This window comes from Streptomyces sp. NPDC099050 (assembly GCF_044759865.1).
GTDB lineage: Bacteria > Actinomycetota > Actinomycetes > Streptomycetales > Streptomycetaceae > Streptomyces.
The window spans coordinates 251,682-270,035 of record NZ_JBIWAE010000011.1 but is presented as its reverse complement, the minus strand read 5'-3'; the positions used below and the strand labels follow the sequence as shown (position 1 = coordinate 270,035).

Sequence of the window (18,354 nt, the reverse complement as noted above, 5' to 3'; positions counted from 1 at the left end):
CGAAGCAAAGGACAGGGCGCCTAAATCATGCAGTCCAGGCCGACACCCCACCCCGCCCCCGGCACCGACCCCCCACCCGCAGCCACCGAGCCCCGACACACCCCAGCCCCGCCGGCGCTTGAGGCGCAACGGCGCGGCACGGTCAGACGCCGACCGGAGTCGACCTTCCGAGGTGGTCCAGGCGGCGGAGGATGACGCCTTCTCGCAGGGCCCAGGGGCAGATTTCCAGCGCGTCGACCCCGAGGAGATCCATCGCGCCCTCCGCCACCAGCGCTCCCGCGAGGAGCTGGTTGGAGCGGCCCTCGGAGACGCCCGGCAGGGCGGAGCGCTGGGCGGTGGTCATCGCCGCCAGTCTCGGGACCCATTCCTCCAGCGACTTCCGGGTCAGGTCCCGCTGGACGTAGAGGCCTTCCGCGGAGCGGGCCGCGCCCGCGATCCGGGCCAGTTGCCTGAAGGTCTTCGAGGTGGCCACCACCCGGTCCGGCGTCCCGAAGCGGCTGAACACGCCGACCTTGCGGGCGATCTGGGCCCGTACGTGGCGCCGCAGGGCCCGGATGTCCGCCGGGTCCGGCGGGTCGCCCGGGAGCCAGCCCGCCGTCAGGCGTCCGGCGCCCAGCGGGAGCGAGACCGCCGCGTCCGGGTCCTCGTCGATGCCGTACGCGATCTCCAGCGAGCCTCCGCCGATGTCCAGGAGCAGGAGCTTGCCCGCCGACCAGCCGCACCAGCGCCGCGCCGCGAGGAACGTCAGGCGGGCCTCGTCGTCACCGCTGAGGACGGGGAGGTCCACGCCCGTCTCCGCCTTGACCCGGGCCAGGACCTCGTCGGCGTTCGTGGCTTCCCGTACCGCGCTCGTCGCGAAGGGGAGTACGTCCTCGCACCCCTTGTCCTCGGCGGCCTGCACCGCGTCCCCGATGACGGAAACCAGCCGCTCGACGCCCTCGGGCGTCACCGCGCCGTGTACGTCGAGCAGCTCCGCAAGCCGCAGTTCCACCTTGTGCGAGTGCGCGGGCAGGGGGCGCGCACCGGGGTGTGCGTCCACCACCAGCAGATGGATCGTGTTCGAACCCACATCAAGGACACCGAGTCTCATGAGGGGAAACGCTACTGGTCCAAAGGCGTAGGGGTGGAGTAAGGGGCGCTTAGGCTGGGGTTTGTGCCAAATACGAAGAAGGCCAACAAGTCCAAGACCAAGGCCGGCAAGGCCGCCAAGGGTGCCAAGGCCGCCGCCCGGGCGGACGAGAAGGGGCTCGATTTCGCTCGGGCCTGGGTGGAGTTTCCGGACCCCGCCGACGAGGAGCAGGTCTTCCGCTGTGACCTGACCTGGCTCACTTCCCGCTGGACCTGCATCTTCGGCAGCGGCTGCCAGGGCATCCAGGCGGGCCGCGCGGACGACGGCTGCTGCACGCTCGGCGCGCACTTCTCAGACGAGGACGACGAGAAGCGGGTCGCGGAGAACGTGGCGCGGCTGACGCCGGAGCTGTGGCAGTTCCACGACGTCGGCAGCGAGACCGGGTGGACGCAGCACGACGACGACGGGGAGAAGCAGACCCGCCGCTGGGACGGCGCCTGCATCTTCCTGAACCGGCCCGGTTTCCCGGCGGGGGCCGGCTGTTCCCTGCACATCCTGGCGGTGCGCGGCGGGCAGGAGCCGCTGGAGACCAAGCCGGACGTGTGCTGGCAGCTTCCGATCCGACGGACCTACGAGTGGATCGACCGACCCGACGACACCCGCGTCCTGCAGGTGTCGATCGGCGAGTACGACCGGCGCGGGTGGGGGCCGGGCGGCCACGACCTGCACTGGTGGTGCACCTCGGCCACGTCCGCGCACGGCGCCGGCAAGCCGGTGTACGAGTCGTACCGCGCCGAGCTGACGGAGCTGATGGGCGAGGAGGGGTACGAGGAGCTCGTACGGCTCTGCGAGGCGCGGCTCTCCTCGCTGCTGCCGATGGCCCCGCACCCGGCCGATCCCACCCCCGGCCCCGCCGCCTAGGGCGCCGGGGTCGGGTCCGGCGCCGGTGTGGCCCCGTCCGAGGGGCTCGGCGTCGGCGTGGGTGTCGGCGTGGGTGTCGGCTCCGGGGTGGGGGTCGGCGTGGGTGTGGGCGTCGGGGTGGGCGTGGGAGTCGGCTGCGGCTCGGGCGGGGTGGGCTGCGGACCGGGCGGAGTGGGTGCCGGGCGGCCCCGGCCCCGGATGGAGATCACCGCGCCGCCCGGGTCCACGCCGACCCGGGCGCTCCAGGCCCCTACGGGCTGGGCTCCGGAGTCCACGGTGATCCGTAGGGTGACCGATTCTCCTGGCGCCAGCCGGCCGGAGGTCGTACTGGCGCGCAGCCACGGGGCGTCGGACCACAGCCGCCACTCGACCGGGGCGCCGCCCGACGCGGTGAGGGTGAGCAGGGTGGTCGCTCCGCGGGTGGAGGCGGTCGCGGTCAGCCGGCCCGGGGCTCCGGGAGCGCCGGGGGTGGAGCTCGGTGGCGCGCCGCTGCTGATGACCTCCACGGAGACGTCGGGGGCGGCTCCGTCCGGGGCGAAGTCGGGGCCGTCGGTGGTGACGGCGGCGTTGCCCGCGTTCTCGTAGGCCGTCAGCGGGCGGCCGTCGGTGCGGGCCTGCGGGAGTTCCGCCTCGCTCGCGGAGATGCGGGTGGAGCCGTTGCCGACGGGTTCCCCGGTGCTCGGGGCGCCGCGGTAGGCCGCCCACAGCGCCAGCACCGGAGCCGCGACGACGGTGGCGACGACGGTGGTGGTCACGGCGCGGGTGCGCAGCCGGTCGCGGCGGGCCGCGCGGTCCTTGGGGTCCATCGGAAAGCCGGTGCGGTCGAAGCGCGGTCCGGTCCCGGCGCCCCGGCGGCCGCCGGAGCGGAGCATCGCGGCGCGGACGGCGGTGCGCGGGGCCGGGACCAGCGGGAGGGCGGCCGTGTTGATGCCGCCCGAGCCGGGCCAGGGCGCGCCGGCGCCCACGCGTTCGGCGACGCGGCGGCAGCGCGGGCAGTCGTCGACGTGGCGGACGAGCTCGGCGCGCAGCGAGGAGGAGAGGAGCAGGTTCCCGTCTCCCCCGCCTTCGCCGCCGTCGCCCCCGTCGACGGCGAGCCGGGACACGGTCGGGCAGTTGCCCGTCTCCACGACGGCGAGGGCGGCGCGGGTGCGCTCCACCTCGCAGGCGGCGCCGGAGAGCAGTTCGCGGGCGGCGGCCGGGGGCGTACCGAGGACGGCGGCGAGTTCGGGGACGCCGAGGCGGTGGCGGACTGCGAGCTCGAGCGCCTCGCGCTGCTCGGGACTGGTTCCGGCGGCCTCCGGCCAGGCGAGGCGGGCGAGCTCGGTGCGGCGGTAGGCGGACACGTCGAGCCCGCCGGGGCCGGGACCACCGGGGCCGCCGGGGCCGCCGGGGCCGGGACCACCGAGGCCGGCCGCCGCGGCGTTCGCCGCCGCGTTCGCGTCGGCGCTCGCCGTGGCGGGATCCGGCGCACGGCCGGGGTTGGTGTGCTCCGGTGCACGCCGGGCGGAATGCGCTCCCCCGTACCCGTAGCGCGTACGCCGCCGCTCGGCGAGCGTGCGCAGGCAGGCCCAGCGCGCCAGGGCGTAGAGCCAGGCCCGCCGGTCCCCCTCGTCGGGGCAGCGGCCGGGATGGCGGTCGGCCACGGCGAGGACGTCGCCGAGCACGTCGGTGGCGGTGTCGTGGTCGCACAGGACCGAGAGGCAGTACGTGAACAGCCCGTCCAGGTAGGGCTCGTACCGGAACGGTGGCGGCTGCTCCACCCTGGTCGCCTCGGGGGGCGTGCGCCCGTGCGCCCGGTGTGCGCCGGTGCGCGGAGCGGGGTGTCCCTGGTTGCTGCTGTTCACTTGGCGACCGTAGGCGGCGCGCCGGTGGCGCTCCGGAAGCCTTCACCAGTTTTAGCCCTTACGGGTGAACAGATCGGCGCCGTGCTGACGGCGTCCCTGACGGTGCACGCCACGGCGTGTACGCCGGGCTGTCGGTGGCGGCGGCTACGGTGGGCCGCATGGCTGCCCGTACATCTCGTTCATCCGCTAAGGACCGGCCGTCCTACCGCTGTACCGAGTGCGGGTACTCCACCGCCAAATGGCTCGGCCGGTGCCCCGAGTGCCAGGCCTGGGGCACCGTCGAGGAGCTCGGCGGCTCGCCCGCCGTGCGCACCACCGCGGCCGGCCGGGTCACCACGGCCGCCGTGCCGATCGGGCAGGTCGACGTGCGGACCGCGACCGCGCGCAGCACGGGCGTGAGCGAGCTGGACCGGGTGCTGGGCGGCGGGCTGGTCCCCGGCGCGGTCGTCCTGCTCGCGGGCGAGCCGGGCGTCGGCAAGTCCACGCTGCTGCTCGACGTCGCGGCGAAGGCCGCCTCCGACGAGCACCGCACGCTGTACGTCACGGGCGAGGAGTCGGCGAGCCAGGTGCGGCTGCGGGCCGACCGGATCAACGCGCTCAGCGAGCACCTCTACCTGGCCGCCGAGACCGATCTGTCCGCCGTGCTCGGGCACCTCGACGCCGTGAAGCCCTCGCTGCTGATCATGGACTCCGTACAGACGGTCGCCTCCCCCGAGATCGACGGCGCACCCGGCGGCATGGCGCAGGTCCGGGAGGTGGCCGGGGCACTGATCCGCGCCTCCAAGGAACGCGGGATGTCCACGCTGCTGGTCGGCCACGTCACCAAGGACGGGGCGATCGCCGGTCCCCGCCTGCTGGAGCACCTGGTCGACGTGGTCCTGAGCTTCGAGGGCGACCGGCACGCGCGGCTGCGCCTCGTACGCGGCGTGAAGAACCGGTACGGCACCACGGACGAGGTCGGCTGCTTCGAGCTCACCGACGAGGGCATCAACGGGCTCGCCGACCCGAGCGGGCTGTTCCTGACCCGCCGCGCCGAGGCCGTCCCCGGCACCTGCCTGACGGTGACCCTGGAGGGCAAGCGCCCGCTGGTCGCCGAGGTGCAGGCGCTGACGGTCGACTCGCAGATCCCCTCACCGCGCCGCACCACCTCCGGACTGGAGACCTCGCGCGTCTCGATGATGCTGGCGGTGCTGGAGCAGCGCGGGCGGATCACGGCGCTCGGCAAGCGGGACATCTACACCGCGACCGTGGGCGGGGTGAAGCTGACCGAGCCGGCCGCCGACCTGGCCGTCGCGCTGGCGCTGGCCTCGGCCGCCAGTGACGTACCGCTCCCGAAGAACCTGGTCGCCATCGGGGAGGTCGGCCTCGCGGGCGAGGTCCGGCGCGTGACGGGCGTGCAGCGGCGGCTCGCGGAGGCGTTCCGGCTCGGCTTCACGCACGCGCTGGTGCCGGTGGACCCGGGGAAGGTCCCGGCGGGCATGAAGGTGACCGAGGTCGCCGACATGGGCGACGCCCTACGGGTCCTGCCGCGCGGGCGGTCGCGCACGCCGGCGAAGGACGCCAAGGAAGCCGCCGCGGGCCAGTAGCGCTCCGGGAGCACCCCGGAAGCGCTCCGGCCGGCCCTCCACAGCAGGTCAGTGGGCCCGGACGGAGTGCTCCCCGGACCGGCCCGGCCAAGGGACGGCGGGCGCCGGGGCCGCGCCGGTAGACTTCGGGATGGTCCGCCCGGCCGTACGCAGGCGGTACATCCCGCGACCGGAGGAGTGCAGTGGCAGCCAAGGACGGGGCAGCAGCATCCGGGAAGTCGGCCGCCGGCTCCAAGCAGGACGCCATGATGCGCGCCTCACTGAGCGCGGTCGCACCTGGTCAGCCCCTGCGTGACGGGCTCGAACGGATCGTTCGCGGCAATACCGGAGGGCTCATCGTCCTCGGCATGGACAAGTCGGTCGAGGCCATGTGCACGGGCGGTTTCGTGCTGGACGTGGAGTTCACCGCGACCCGGCTGCGCGAGCTGTGCAAGCTCGACGGCGCGCTGATCCTGGACAAGGACATCACCAAGATCCTGCGGGCGGGCGTCCAGCTGGTGCCCGACGCGTCGATCCACACCGAGGAGACGGGCACCCGGCACCGGACCGCGGACCGGGTCTCCAAGCAGTGCGGTTTCCCGGTGGTGTCGGTCTCGCAGTCGATGCGGCTGATCGCGCTGTACGTGGACGGCGAGCGGCGCGTGCTGGAGGAGTCCGGGGCGATCCTGTCGCGGGCGAACCAGGCACTGGCCACGCTGGAGCGGTACAAGCTCCGCCTGGACGAGGTCGCCGGGACGCTGTCCGCGCTGGAGATCGAGGACCTGGTGACGGTCCGCGACGTCACGGCGGTGGCGCAGCGGCTGGAGATGGTGCGGCGCATCGCGACGGAGATCGCGGAGTACGTGGTGGAGCTCGGCACGGACGGCCGGCTGCTCTCCCTCCAGCTCGACGAGCTGACGGTCGGGATCGAGCAGGAGCGGGAGCTCGTCATCCGGGACTACGTGCCGGAGCCGACGGCGAAGCGTTCCCGCACGGTGGACGAGGCGCTGCCGGCGCTGGACGCGCTGACGCATCCGGAGCTGCTGGAGCTGGCCATCGTGGCGAAGGCCCTCGGATACACGGGCTCGCCGGAGACCCTGGACTCGGCGGTGTCCCCGCGCGGGTACCGGCTGCTGGCGAAGATTCCGCGGCTGCCCGGGGCGATCATCGAGCGGCTGGTGGAGCACTTCGGCGGGCTGCAGAAGCTGCTCGCGGCGTCGGTGGACGATCTGCAGACGGTCGACGGCGTCGGCGAGGCGCGTGCGCGCAGCGTCCGCGAGGGGCTGTCCCGGCTGGCGGAGTCCTCCATCCTGGAGCGGTACGTCTAGGCCTTGAACGCGGGAGGGGCCGGACCGCCCGTAGGCGGTCCGGCCCCTCGGTTCCGTCCGGCTCCGGCTGCTCCGGCTACTGCCGCTACTCCGGCTTCAGGACGAACGAGGTATTGGTCACCGGCATCCCCGGGGACTTGACCTCCACCACGTAGGTGTCCGCCGCCGCCACCCCCGCCGGAGGCGACTGGCACTGGGTCGCCTCGCTGAAGTGGCGGTCCCAGTCCAGGGTCCGCCTGGTCTCGCCCTGCGAGGGGACCCGGTAGAACACGTTGCCCGCGCCCTCCGGGCAGTCCGCCGAGGACCAGACCGGCTTGGCGTTGCTCGCCTGGGTGATCGTCAGCACGGCTTGCTTCGGGCCGAGATCGACCTTGCAGGTCGTGCCCGAGACATTGCGCGCGATGAGTTCGAGGCGCGGCTTCTCGCCCGCCTCGTACTCGTTCTTCACGCTCTTGACCTCCCACTGCAGCGCACCGGGCGCGCACGTGGGCACCGGCGAGTCGGCCGGGACGACCTGGCCCGCCGAGGAGCCGCCTGCGCCGCCCGCCCCGCCCTGGTCGGCGCCGCCGGGCTCGGCGCCCGGTTCGCCGTTCTTGCCCGTGCCGGGGCTCGCGCCGGGGTCGGAGCCCGTGCCGGTGCCGGCGCTCCCGCCCGAGGCGCCGGAGCCGCCCGAGCCCGACTCGCCGCGCCCGCCCGGGGCCTGACTGATCGCCGGCCCGGAACCCGAGGGTCCGGGGGTGATTTGGGTGACGGGACCGGAGCCGCCCTGGCCCTTGCCGTTGGTACTCGACTTGCCCGCACCGGAACTGACGGTCCATACGGCGAGCATCGCGAGGAGCGCGGCAACGGACGCCAGCACGGCCCTCCGTCGCCAGTAGATGGAGGAGGGGAGCGGCCCGACCGGATTGCGCAGAGATCCCACGGACGGAACCTTACGAGAGTTCGGGGCGCGATCAGTGCCCACATGCCGGGTACACGGCTTGTTTTGCCGATGATCATCCTGCGGGGCGAAGGAGGGGAGGGGGGCTGATGAGGACGTTATTCCGATTTGGATACCTTCAGTCACCATGGACAGCTCCGGTCTCTACCTCGACGTCACCGATTTCGCCCACTCGACCCCCGCTTGGGCGCAATCGGCGTTCGAGTTCTTCACCGAGTACGGGCTGCTCGTCTTCGGCGCCCTCTTCATAGCCGTGTGGTGGCGCGCGCGCGGCGCCCGCGCCCCCCGCACGGTGGCGCTCGCGGTCCTCGCCCCCTTCGTCACCGCCCTGGCCTACGTCGCCTCCGAGCTGGTGAAGTCCACCGTCGACGAGGAGCGCCCGTGCCGGGCCGTGGCCGGGGCGGCGGCCTCGCTGATCACGTGCCCGGCCACCGGCGACTGGTCGTTCCCCAGCAACCACGCCACCATCGCGGGCGCGGCCGCCGTGGCGCTGGCGCTGACCGTGCGCGAGCTGGTGCTGCTGACCGTACCGCTGGCCCTGCTGATGGCCTTCTCCCGCGTCTTCGTCGGTGTCCACTACCCGCACGACGTGGCCATGGGCCTGCTGCTGGGCGCGAGCCTCGCCGCGCTCGCCGCGCTCGCCCTCGCCGGCCCGGTGACCAGGGTCGTCGCCGCCGCGCGGACCAGTGGCGGCCGCACGGCCGTCCTGATCACCGGCCCGGACCCGGCCCGCTAGAACACGGACGGGCAGCGGGCCCGGGAGCCGACACGACTCCCCCCGGGCCCGAAACGTGCCAGGATGCCGTCTGCCATGACTGCAACCATTCCCACCACCGCGCTGCACTCCCCCGTCATCGCGTGGTTCGAAGCACACGCCCGCGACCTGCCCTGGCGCCGCCCCGAGGCCGGCCCCTGGGGGGTGATGGTCAGCGAGTTCATGCTCCAGCAGACCCCCGTCAACCGGGTCCGGCCGGTCTACGAGCAGTGGCTCGCCCGCTGGCCCCGGCCCGCCGACCTCGCCGCCGACGCCCCGGGTGAGGCCGTCCGCGCCTGGGGCCGCCTCGGTTACCCGCGCCGGGCCCTGCGCCTGCACGGCGCGGCCGTCGCCATAACGGAGCGGCACGGGGGCGACGTACCGCGCGAGCACGCGCAGTTGCTGGCCCTGCCCGGGATCGGCGAGTACACGGCGGCCGCCGTGGCCTCCTTCGCGTACGGGCAGCGGCACGCGGTCCTCGACACCAACGTGCGCCGGGTCTTCGCGCGCACCGCGACCGGGGTCGAGTACCCGCCGAACGCGACGACGGCCGCCGAGCGGCGCCTGGCGCGGGCCCTGCTGCCCGAGGACGAGGACACCGCGGCCCGCTGGGCGGCGGCCTCCATGGAGCTCGGGGCGCTGGTGTGCACGGCCAAGAGCCCGGACTGCGGGAGCTGTCCGGTGGCCGGGCTGTGCGCGTGGCGGCTGGCGGGCAAGCCCGCCCACGAGGGACCGCCGCGGCGCGGGCAGACGTACGCCGGGACCGACCGGCAGGTGCGCGGCAAGCTCCTCGCGGTGCTGCGCGAGGCGGTCGGCGCCGTGCCGCAGTCCCTCCTCGACACCGTCTGGGAGGAGCCCGTACAGCGGGCCCGCGCTCTCGACGGGCTGGTCTCGGACGGGCTCGTGGAGCCGCTCCCCGGCCTCATGTACCGGCTGCCGGCCGGCCCCGCGAAGACCGTCCCCGACACCACCCCCTAAAGCCGCCCGAGACTGACTCAGGGATTCCGCTTGTCCGGAGAAACCGCAGCTCACGGGCTCTGTTACATAACCTATGGGTGTCCGTGCGCCCACCGAAGGCTGACCCGCACAGGCCCGTGACAACGCCTCCGTACCGTCGAATCCGTAAGGCAGCGGTTCAGCGGTTGGTCGGAACGGAGGCGGTCTGAGATGGCGCACGGCGAGGTACTCGAATTCGAAGAGTACGTACGCACCCGGCAGGACGCGCTGCTGCGCAGTGCCCGTCGCCTGGTTCCGGACCCGACCGACGCACAGGACCTCCTGCAGACCGCGCTCGTGCGCACCTACGGCCGCTGGGACGGCATCGCCGACAAGTCCCTTGCCGACGCCTACCTGCGCCGTGTCATGATCAACACCCGTACCGAATGGTGGCGGGCCCGCAAGCTCGAAGAGGTTCCCACCGAGCAGCTCCCCGACGCCTCCGTCGAGGACGGTTCGGACCAGCGCGCCGACCGCGCCCTGCTCATGGACATCCTCAAGGTGCTCGCGCCCAAGCAGCGCAGTGTGGTGGTACTGCGACACTGGGAGCAGATGAGCACCGAGGAGACGGCCGCGGCGCTCGGCATGTCGGCGGGAACCGTGAAGAGCACTCTGCACCGCGCACTGGCCCGCCTCCGGCAGGAACTGGAGAGCCGGGACCTGGACCTGCGGGCGCTGGAGCGCGGTGACCACACCATCCGGTACGAGGGGCGTGAGCGGTGCGCGGCCTGATTGGCCCAAGACTGAGCGGCAAGAGCTCGGTGGTATTGATGTCGGCGGGGACGATCGTCCTCGCCGGCACCGTGCTGTTCGCGGTCGGCTGCTCGACGGGGGGAACGGGGCTGCGGGACGGCGGCCCGGCCCGTACCGAGTCGGTGGCCAAGACCGGAGCCCCCAGTTCGGCGGCCTCCGACCACGACGCGGCCGCTTCCACCGCCCTCACCCCCCAGGCCTCCGGGAAGCCGGCCTCCAAGGTCGACCCGATCGCCCTGATCAAGGCGGACCCCAAGGTCAGCTCCGAGACCAAGCGGGACCTGAAGCCCTGCTCGGGCAACGAGTACCCGGTGGACGTCAGCTACGGGAAGGTCACCGGCGGCCCTGAGGTCGACATCGTGGTCAACGTCCTGTCCTGCGCCGACGCGCTGGGCCGCGGTTCGTTCGTGTACCGCGCGGACGGGACCTCGTACGAGAATGTCTTCTCGGACGAGCAGCCGCCCGTCTACGCCGAGATCGACCGGGGCGACCTGGTCGTCACCAAGCCGGTCTACGGGAAGAGCGACGCGCTCTCCTATCCCTCGGGGGAGGACCTGATCACGTACCGCTGGAACGGCGAGCGGTTCACCGAGCAGGACCGGGTGCACACCGACTACAGCAACGTGGTCGACGGCGGGACGCTCCCCGCCCCGGCCGTCAGCCCGAAGAACTGAGCACCGAGTACCGAGGCGAGGCGAGGCTCCCCATGGCCGAGACCCATGTGCTGTTCGTGGAGGACGACGACGTCATCCGTGAGGCCACGACCCTGGCGCTGGAACGCGACGGGTTCGTGGTCACGGCCATGCCCGACGGGCTGTCCGGCCTGGAGTCCTTCCGCGCGGACCGGCCCGACATCGCACTGCTCGACGTGATGGTGCCCGGGATGGACGGCGTGAGCCTGTGCCGCCGCATCCGCGACGAGTCCACCGTCCCCGTCATCATGCTGTCGGCGCGCGCCGACTCCATCGACGTGGTCCTGGGCCTGGAGGCGGGCGCCGACGACTACGTGACCAAGCCCTTCGACGGCTCCGTCCTCGTCGCGCGCATCCGCGCGGTCCTGCGCCGCTTCGGCCACGCCGGCGGCCCGCAGGGCGGGTCCGAGGACGAAGGCTCCGGCGAGCGCGGGGTGCTGCTCTTCGGCGACCTGGAGGTCGACACGGAGGGCATGGAGGTGCGCAAGGCGGGTGCCTCGGTGGCGCTGACCCCCACCGAGATGCGGCTGCTGCTGGAGTTCTCCGGCTCCCCCGGCACCGTGCTCTCGCGCGACCGGCTGCTGGAGCGGGTCTGGGACTACGACTGGGGCGGCGACACACGCGTCGTGGACGTCCACGTCCAGCGGCTGCGCACCAAGATCGGCCAGGACCGGATCGAAACCGTCCGGGGATTCGGATACAAGCTCAAGGCCTGATGCCTTGGGAGGAACGAGCACGGGGGACGAGCGCGGGAATGAAATCTGCATGAAGCGGTTCACCCTGCGGACCGGGATCCGCTGGAAGATCACGCTCGCCATCGCGTCCGTGGGCGCGCTGACCGCCATCGCGCTGAGCCTGGTGGTGCACAGCGCTGCCCGGGTCTCGATGCTGGAGAGCGCGCGCGAAGTACAGCTCGACCGGGTGCAGTTCATCTCCCGCAACGCCGAGGCCGGCCGCAAGCCGCCCATGGGCGCCAAGCTCAACGACCCGGACCTGCCCGGTGAGCTGCGCGAGAAGGCACGGTCCGGGCGGCGCGGCACCTACATCCAGGACAACCCGCACGGGCTCCCCGAGGTGTGGGCGGCCGTACCGCTCGGCAACGGGCAGGTGCTGTCGCTCCACACGCAGTTCCGGGAGAGCGCCAACATGGTGCGCGACCTGGACCGGGCCCTGGTCATCGGCTCGCTGGCCGTGGTGGTCGGCGGGTCGGCGCTCGGCGTGCTGATCGGCGGCCAGATCTCGCGCCGGCTACGCAAGGCCGCGGCCGCCGCGCAGCGGGTGGCGCACGGGGATCCCGAGGTACGGGTGCGGGACGCGGTCGGGGGCGTCGTACGCGACGAGACCGACGACCTCGCGCGGGCGGTCGACGCGATGGCGGACGCGCTCCAGCAGCGGCTGGAGGCGGAGCGGCGGGTCACCGCAGACATCGCGCACGAGCTGCGCACCCCGGTGACCGGCCTGCTCACGGCCGCGGAACTGCTGCCGCCGGGCCGGCCGACCGAGCTCGTACGGGACCGCGCGCAGGCCCTGCGCGCACTGGTCGAGGACGTCCTGGAGGTGGCCCGGCTGGACAGCGCGTCCGAGCGGGCCGAGCTCCAGGAGGTGGCGCTGGGCGAGTTCGTCAGCCGCCGGGTCACCTCGCTGATGCCGGAAGCGAGCGTACGGATCGTCGCCGACGAGATCGTCAGCACCGATCCGCGCCGCCTGGAACGGATCCTCGGCAACCTCCTCGCGAATGCGGCGCGGTACGGGAAGGCACCGGTTCAGGTGGATGTCGAAGGCCGGGTCGTACGGGTCCGGGACCACGGGCCGGGCTTCCCCGAGGCCCTGCTCCGCGAGGGGCCGAGCCGGTTCCGGACCGGGTCCACGGACCGGGCCGGGGTGGGGCACGGGCTGGGGCTGACCATCGCGGAGGGGCAGGCGCGGGTGCTGGGCGCCCGGCTGACGTTCCGCAACGTGGCCGCCCCCGGCGGCTTCGTCCACAGCGGCGCGGCCGCGGGGGCGGTGGCGGTGCTGTGGCTGCCCGAGCACGCGCCGACGGCGACGGGGAGCTTCCCGATCCTGCGCCGGGAGGACTGAGCGGGCGCGGGGGCGGGATCGGTGTCGTATCGCGACCATCGGCTGTTCGCTTGCGGACGCCGATGTTTTAGCATCCGAACCATGACTGACGGTACGGATCGCCCGCACAGCCCCCAGCCCGAGCCCGCCCCGGAGGGTGGCGGCTACGGGTTCCCGCAGGGAATACCCGCGCCGGGCGGCTACGGGTTCCCGCCCGGCTCTCCCGACCAGACCGCGTCGGACGACGGCAACTCCTACCCGCAGAGCGGTGGCTACGGCTACCCGCAGAGCGGTGGCTACGGCTACCCGCAGAGCGGTGGCTACGGCTACCCGCAGGCCGATGGCTACGGCTACCCGCCGAGCCCGCCCGCGCCCGGCACCTTCGGCCCCCCGCTGCCGTTCCCGGAGGAGCCCGGCCCGAACCCGCCGCCCGTGGCCTTCGGGGATCAGCCCGACTGGCAGGCGATGGCCGACCGGTCGGCCTCCGAGCGGCGCAAGAAGCGGCTGTGGATGGTGGGCGGAGCGGTGACCGTCATCCTGCTGCTCGCCGGAGGCGGAACGTTCGTGCTGCTGCGGGACGGCAAGCCCGGCGCGAAGGACGTGGCCGACAACGCCCCCTCCGCGTCCCCCAGCGTGTCCGCGCCGGGGTCCGGATCGCCCGACCCCGACGCCTCACCGTCGAAGGGCTACTCCCCCACCGTGTCGAGCGACGTCTCCCTGCTCAGGGACAGCGTCGGCAAGACCAGCATCCGCATGGGCCCCGAGGCCACGGTGCCCAAGGTGACCACGCGCTACGAGCTCACCCTCAAGGGCAATCCGAACTCGTACGCCCAGGCCACCGAGCCGGGCGTGGACACGACCAAGAGCTTCACCCTCGCGGCCCGCGTCAACAACGCCTCCACGGCGAAGGGCCCGCACGTCGTGATGAGCCAGGGCACCGGGGAGGCGTTCTCCATCGAGCTGGGCGCCGACGACGTGGACGGCAAGCAGGCCTGGGTGTTCCGCGTGCGGACCACCGAGAAGAGCGCCGCGCCCACGGTGGTGACGGTCTCCTCCACGGGGAAGAAGACGGTCAAGACCTGGGCGGTGCTGCTGGCCGTGTACGACGCGGAGAAGAAGATGATCCATCTCTACGTGGACGGCAAGAAGGCCGGCGAGGCCGCGGTCCCGGGGATCTGGCAGAACTCCGGCCCGCTGCAGCTCGGCCGGGCCCGCCACCAGGACGCGTGGGCCGGCGCGTTCAAGGGCGGGATGAACCAGATCCGGATCTACGAATCGGCCTTCACGCCCGAGCAGGCCGCCGCCCACCGCAAGGGCGCCCTGGACGCCGCGGGCCGCGCCACGGCGACCCACGCCTGGGTGACCGGCTGATCAGACGGTGACGCCGACCGTCCGCAGGAAGGACACCGGGTTCACGGCCGAGCCGTAGTTCGGGGTGGTCCGGATCTCGAAGTGGAGGTGCGGGCCGCTCGAGTTGCCGGTGTTGCCGGAGAGGGCGATCTGCTCGCCCTTGGTGACCTTCTCGCCGATCTTGACCTGGATCTTCGAGAGGTGCGCGTACTGGGAGTACGTGTTGTTCGCGTGCTTGATCACGACGGCGTTGCCGTAGGCCGGACCGTCGCCGCCGCCGTTGGGGCCGGCCTTGACCACGGTGCCCGCGGAGACGGCGTCCACCGGGGTGCCGACCGGGACGGCGAAGTCCTGGCCGGAGTGCTTGTGCGACCACATGGTGCCGCCCCTGCCGAAGGTCGCGGAGAGCGTGTACTTCGACACCGGCTTCTCCCACAGGGCGGCCTGCGCCTTGAGGGCGGCGGCCTGGGCGGCGGCCTGCTCGGCGACGAGCTGGACCGTACCGGTCAGCTCGGCCTGGGGCACCTCGTCGGCGAAGGCCGCGGTCGTCCCGGCCCCGAGAGCCAGGGCCGCACCGAGGGCGGTGGCGCCGATGGCGATACGGGTACGACGGGTGCTGACGCGCTTCGCGGACATGAAGGAAACCTCCGGGCCGGGGACGGGGATGGTGCTGCGGGGTACTGCGGGTACTGCGGGGGTACTGCGGGTACTGCGGGTGCTGCGGGTGCTGCGGGCAAGAAAGGACCCGGCGCGCTGAGCGGGCACCGGGCTTGCTTGCTCATCCTTGGTAACCCGGGCACCCCGGCTTCCCCAAACCTCCCCGTTACTACCCGGGCTCGTAGATGCGGCGAGGGCTGTCAGCCCTGTTGACCGCCTCCCCACTGGCCCGACGGTGGGGCAAATCGGACGTCGATCTCTACGAATGTTCCTAGTAGGTCCGATTTGCCCTGTGCGGCTTGTCACCGCTGCGGGACCTCCGGCGGATCGGCGCCGGGACCAAAGCCCTGCGACGGGCGTCACACGGAAGCTACGCTCCGGCTCGTGGACGCATCCGTGGTGGGGATCCGGCTGGCCTCGGGGGTAGTGGCCCCCCTCGTGAAGAAACTCTTCCGCGGGGAGGGCGCGGGCGCCGGCCTCGTGGACCGGCCCGTACGGATCTCCTCGTACGTCTCCCTGCGCGAGCAGCGCGTGCTGTCCCGGGACGACCTGCGCCGGCTCGCCGACAAGCTGGTCGAGGAGGCCTTACGGGCCCCCGGCGAGCGGCCCCTGCCGCCCGGCGAGGAGGCGGGCGTCTCGGCCGCGCTCGCCGCTACCCTGCACTCCCTCGGGGACCTCGCCATGGAGGACGTCCAGGCGGTCGAGATGGGCGCGCGCGCCTTCGCCGCCGAACTGCGCCGTGCGGCGCCGGCCACGGGCCTGGGGCGGGACGCCGAGCTCTTCCACGACCGGCTGCTGGACACCACCTGCCTGCACATCCTGCACTTCTTCACGACCCGCTCCACCTACATCCCGTCCGCCCTGATCGAGAGCGCCCGGCGGCAGGCCGAGACCATCGCCAAGATCGACGCCGTCCTGGCCCGGATCCCCCGCCAGGACGGCCGGGACACCGCATTCGAGGCGAGGTACCTGGAGTACCTGGTCAAGCGGCACAGCACGCTGACGATCTTCGGCATCGACCTGAGGCCGGGCTCGGCGCGCTGGCCGCTGGACGCGGCGTACGTGAGCCTGGAGGCGACCCCCCGTCCGCGCCGTGCCGACGGCGCGGGCAGTGCCACGGTCCCGCCGCAGGGCCCCGCCCACGGCCCCGCCGCCGTCAGCACCGAGGAAGCACTGGCCCTGGAGCCCCGGGTCCTGCTCCGCGGCGAGGCGGGCTCGGGCAAGACCACCCTGATCCAGTGGCTGGCCGTCTCCACCGCCCGGGTCGAGCCCGAGGGCGGCCTCGTCCCCTTCGTCCTGCCCCTGCGGAACCTGACCCGCTACGGGGAGCGCCTCCCCGCCCCCGAGGACTTCCTGGTCGCCACCGCACTGAAGGGCCAGCCCCCCGAGGGATGGGAGAGCCGGGTCCTGGGCGCGGGCCGGGGCCTGGTCCTGGTGGACGGCATCGACGAGATCCCGGAGGGCGAGCGGGACCGCGCCCGCGACTGGCTCACCGATCTGCTCACCGCCTACCCCGGCAACCGCTGGCTGGTTACCTCCCGGCCCTCGGCGGTCCGGCAGGACTGGCTGGCCTCCCAGGAGTTCGCCGAGCTGACCCTCGCCCCCATGAACCGGGCCGACGTGGCCGGCTTCGTCACCCGCTGGCACCGCGCGGCCGAGGCGGGCGAGGACCTCCGCGACCAGCTGCTGGCGTCCCTGGCCACCAAGCCGGAACTGGCCCGGCTCGCCACCAACCCGCTGCTGTGCGGGCTGATCTGCGCCCTGCACCGCGAACGGCACGGATTCCTGCCCTCGGGCCGCAAAGAGCTCTACACGGCCGCCCTGTCGATGCTGCTGCACCGCCGCGACCGGGAGCGGGACCTGCGCCTGCCGGAACTGGCCGAGGAGCCGCAGCTCCAGCTCCTCCAGCGGCTCGCGTACTGGCTGATCCGCAACGGCCGCACCCAGATCTCCCGGAAGCGGGCCGAGGAGCTCATCGCCGCCGCGCTGCCCGCCGTACCGGCAGCCCAGGTGCTCGGTGACGCCCCGGCCGTCCTGCGGCACTTCCTGGAGCGGACCGGACTGCTGCGCGCGCCCACGGAGGACACCCTGGAGTTCGTCCACCGCACCTTCCAGGACTTCCTCGGGGCCCGGGCCGCACTGGACGAGGGCGGCCTCGGCGAGCTGACCCGGCACGCGGACGACGACCAGTGGGAGGACGTCATCCGCATGGCGGTCGCCCAGGGCCGCCCCCACGACCGCGCCGGAATCATCGGCGACCTGCTGGTCCGCGACTCCGACCGGTCGGTCCTGCTGGCCCTCGCGTCACTGGAGTACGCGGCCGAGCTGGATCCCGGGCTCCGCCAGGACGTCCACAAGGCCGCCCTGCGGCTCATACCGCCGAGGAACGAGGAGGCGGCGCGCACCCTCGGCCGGATCGGGCCGCTGATCCTGGAACTGCTGCCGTCCGTCGGGAAGTCGGACCGCGACGCACGCCTCTCGGTGATCGCCGCGGCGGAGACCGGGTCCGAGGCGGCCGTCGGCTACCTCTCCGGCTACTGCGGCCACCCCGACGAACAGATCCGCGAGATGCTCGCGCAGTTCTGGGAGCGGTTCGACACCGGGCAGTACGCGACCGAGGTGCTCGCGCGCATGGTTCCGCCGCCCGACGAGCTCGCCGTCAACCGGGACGCCGACCTCGCCGCGCTGACGGGCTTCACCGGCCCGCCCGGCCTCTCCGTCCAGCACGGGGTGAGCCGGGGCGCCCTGACCCGCTTCCTGGCCCGCCATCCGGTGGCGGGCCTGTCCCTGCGGCACTTCCGCGGCGGGCCCGACGCCGGGTTCCTGCGCGGCCACGCCTCGCTGCGGTGGCTCACCATCGACTACTGGCCCGCCCTGGTGGACCTGAGCGGGCTGTACGGACTGCCCCTGGAGGACGTGAACCTCCACCTCGGCAACGACGTCCCCCTCGGCCCGGCCCTCGCCTCCTGGCCCCGGCTGCGCACGCTCGGGCTGCTGGGGCACAGTTCGTGGTCCTTCGCCGACCTCTCTCCCGAAGCCCGGCCGGAGGAACTCACCCTGGACGGAACGGACCCGGACCTGACCGGCCTGGGCCGGCTGACGAGCCTGCGGAAGCTGTGGCTCGGCCACGACTGGCGCCCGGGCGGGACGGGCGCGTGGGCGGAGCTCTCCGCGCTGGAGGACCTGGAGGAGCTCGCCGTGCGCACCGACACACTGCCCGGCCTCGCCGCACACGCGCGCCTGCCCTCGCTCAGGACGCTCGCGGTCTACGACGCCACCGAGCGATTGACCCCGTCCCTGAAGGCGCAGATGGCCCACAGCTTCCCGCAGGCGCAGCTGCGCTCGGCACAGGCGTACACCTTCCCGACCTGAACCCGGCCCGCCCCACGCCGAAGGGGCGGCCCCGGAACCTCTCGGTTCCGGGGCC

General features: G+C 73.3%; 15 protein-coding genes. 11 read left to right on the top strand and 4 right to left on the bottom strand.

Translation table 11 applies throughout. The features are described 5' to 3' along the window. Window positions 1-142 precede the first annotated feature (142 nt). Window positions 143-1,090 carry a Ppx/GppA family phosphatase gene (locus ACIQV3_RS20755; RefSeq protein ID WP_403713861.1) on the bottom strand — a complete coding sequence of 316 codons (948 nt, stop codon included), beginning with the start codon at window positions 1,088-1,090 and terminating at the stop codon, window positions 143-145. Window positions 1,091-1,153: 63 nt separating this feature from the next. On the opposite strand from ACIQV3_RS20755, the gene ACIQV3_RS20750 reads away from it, so the two are divergent. Continuing rightward, window positions 1,154-1,990 (top strand): hypothetical protein, encoded by an 837-nt coding sequence (locus ACIQV3_RS20750; RefSeq protein WP_403713860.1) that lies wholly within the window; start codon window positions 1,154-1,156, stop codon window positions 1,988-1,990. Here the strand turns inward: ACIQV3_RS20750 and ACIQV3_RS20745 are convergent. Then, window positions 1,987-3,834, bottom strand: a complete 1,848-nt coding sequence (locus tag ACIQV3_RS20745) for a hypothetical protein (RefSeq protein ID WP_403713859.1) — start codon at window positions 3,832-3,834, stop codon at window positions 1,987-1,989. The two genes, ACIQV3_RS20750 and ACIQV3_RS20745, sit on opposite strands and share 4 nt — an antisense overlap. Before the next feature lie 158 nt (window positions 3,835-3,992). On the opposite strand from ACIQV3_RS20745, the gene radA reads away from it, so the two are divergent. Together radA and disA are read left to right on the top strand one after the other, a co-directional pair. Next, window positions 3,993-5,420: a DNA repair protein RadA gene (gene radA, locus ACIQV3_RS20740; RefSeq protein WP_403713858.1), complete on the top strand. Its 1,428-nt coding sequence runs from the start codon at window positions 3,993-3,995 to the stop codon at window positions 5,418-5,420. A 182-nt stretch (window positions 5,421-5,602) separates the two neighbouring features. Next, window positions 5,603-6,727 (top strand): DNA integrity scanning diadenylate cyclase DisA, encoded by a 1,125-nt coding sequence (gene disA, locus ACIQV3_RS20735; protein ID WP_403713856.1) that lies wholly within the window; start codon window positions 5,603-5,605, stop codon window positions 6,725-6,727. A gap of 85 nt (window positions 6,728-6,812) precedes the next feature. On the opposite strand, the gene ACIQV3_RS20730 is transcribed toward disA, so the two are convergent. After that, window positions 6,813-7,649 (bottom strand): hypothetical protein, encoded by an 837-nt coding sequence (locus ACIQV3_RS20730; protein WP_403713855.1) that lies wholly within the window; start codon window positions 7,647-7,649, stop codon window positions 6,813-6,815. A 145-nt stretch (window positions 7,650-7,794) separates the two neighbouring features. Here ACIQV3_RS20730 and ACIQV3_RS20725 point away from each other — a divergent pair, with 145 nt between their 5' ends. The 7 genes from ACIQV3_RS20725 to ACIQV3_RS20695 all read left to right on the top strand — a co-directional run bounded on the left by ACIQV3_RS20725 (window position 7,795) and on the right by ACIQV3_RS20695 (window position 14,291). After that, window positions 7,795-8,403, top strand: coding sequence for a phosphatase PAP2 family protein (locus ACIQV3_RS20725; RefSeq protein WP_403713854.1), 609 nt, complete (start codon window positions 7,795-7,797; stop codon window positions 8,401-8,403). A gap of 75 nt (window positions 8,404-8,478) precedes the next feature. Continuing rightward, window positions 8,479-9,399, top strand: coding sequence for an A/G-specific adenine glycosylase (locus ACIQV3_RS20720; RefSeq protein WP_403713853.1), 921 nt, complete (start codon window positions 8,479-8,481; stop codon window positions 9,397-9,399). A gap of 189 nt (window positions 9,400-9,588) precedes the next feature. Next, a complete protein-coding gene (locus ACIQV3_RS20715; RefSeq protein ID WP_389441882.1) occupies window positions 9,589-10,149 on the top strand; it encodes a SigE family RNA polymerase sigma factor in 561 nt (186 codons plus the stop codon). Window positions 10,150-10,187: 38 nt separating this feature from the next. Further along, window positions 10,188-10,844, top strand: coding sequence for a hypothetical protein (locus ACIQV3_RS20710; protein WP_403713852.1), 657 nt, complete (start codon window positions 10,188-10,190; stop codon window positions 10,842-10,844). 32 nt (window positions 10,845-10,876) lie between these two features. Further along, complete coding sequence (gene cseB / locus ACIQV3_RS20705) at window positions 10,877-11,578, top strand: two-component system response regulator CseB (protein ID WP_403713851.1); 702 nt, start codon at window positions 10,877-10,879, stop codon at window positions 11,576-11,578. A gap of 49 nt (window positions 11,579-11,627) precedes the next feature. Beyond that, the gene (gene cseC / locus ACIQV3_RS20700; protein WP_403713850.1) at window positions 11,628-12,941 is read left to right on the top strand and encodes a two-component system sensor histidine kinase CseC; all 1,314 of its coding nucleotides are present in this window, start codon (window positions 11,628-11,630) and stop codon (window positions 12,939-12,941) included. 81 nt (window positions 12,942-13,022) lie between these two features. Then, window positions 13,023-14,291 carry a LamG-like jellyroll fold domain-containing protein gene (locus ACIQV3_RS20695; protein WP_403713849.1) on the top strand — a complete coding sequence of 423 codons (1,269 nt, stop codon included), beginning with the start codon at window positions 13,023-13,025 and terminating at the stop codon, window positions 14,289-14,291. Here ACIQV3_RS20695 and ACIQV3_RS20690 read toward each other — a convergent pair whose 3' ends face one another. Continuing rightward, the gene (locus ACIQV3_RS20690; RefSeq protein WP_403713848.1) at window positions 14,292-14,906 is read right to left on the bottom strand and encodes a M23 family metallopeptidase; all 615 of its coding nucleotides are present in this window, start codon (window positions 14,904-14,906) and stop codon (window positions 14,292-14,294) included. A gap of 405 nt (window positions 14,907-15,311) precedes the next feature. Between ACIQV3_RS20690 and ACIQV3_RS20685 the strand changes: the two genes are divergently transcribed. Then, window positions 15,312-18,299 carry an NACHT domain-containing protein gene (locus tag ACIQV3_RS20685; protein ID WP_403713847.1) on the top strand — a complete coding sequence of 996 codons (2,988 nt, stop codon included), beginning with the start codon at window positions 15,312-15,314 and terminating at the stop codon, window positions 18,297-18,299. The last annotated feature ends 55 nt before the right edge of the window (window positions 18,300-18,354 follow it).

Bases quoted from the DNA above. Each gene is read 5' to 3' on its own strand.
- radA (WP_403713858.1), top strand. From the start codon at position 3,993: ATGGCTGCCCGTACATCTCGTTCATCCGCTAAGGACCGGCCGTCCTAC.
- cseC (WP_403713850.1), top strand. From the start codon at position 11,628: ATGAAGCGGTTCACCCTGCGGACCGGGATCCGCTGGAAGATCACGCTC.
- cseB (WP_403713851.1), top strand. From the start codon at position 10,877: ATGGCCGAGACCCATGTGCTGTTCGTGGAGGACGACGACGTCATCCGT.
- ACIQV3_RS20725 (WP_403713854.1), top strand. From the start codon at position 7,795: ATGGACAGCTCCGGTCTCTACCTCGACGTCACCGATTTCGCCCACTCG.
- ACIQV3_RS20695 (WP_403713849.1), top strand. From the start codon at position 13,023: ATGACTGACGGTACGGATCGCCCGCACAGCCCCCAGCCCGAGCCCGCC.
- ACIQV3_RS20755 (WP_403713861.1), bottom strand. From the start codon at position 1,090: ATGAGACTCGGTGTCCTTGATGTGGGTTCGAACACGATCCATCTGCTG.
- ACIQV3_RS20715 (WP_389441882.1), top strand. From the start codon at position 9,589: ATGGCGCACGGCGAGGTACTCGAATTCGAAGAGTACGTACGCACCCGG.
- ACIQV3_RS20710 (WP_403713852.1), top strand. From the start codon at position 10,188: ATGTCGGCGGGGACGATCGTCCTCGCCGGCACCGTGCTGTTCGCGGTC.
- ACIQV3_RS20720 (WP_403713853.1), top strand. From the start codon at position 8,479: ATGACTGCAACCATTCCCACCACCGCGCTGCACTCCCCCGTCATCGCG.
- ACIQV3_RS20690 (WP_403713848.1), bottom strand. From the start codon at position 14,906: ATGTCCGCGAAGCGCGTCAGCACCCGTCGTACCCGTATCGCCATCGGC.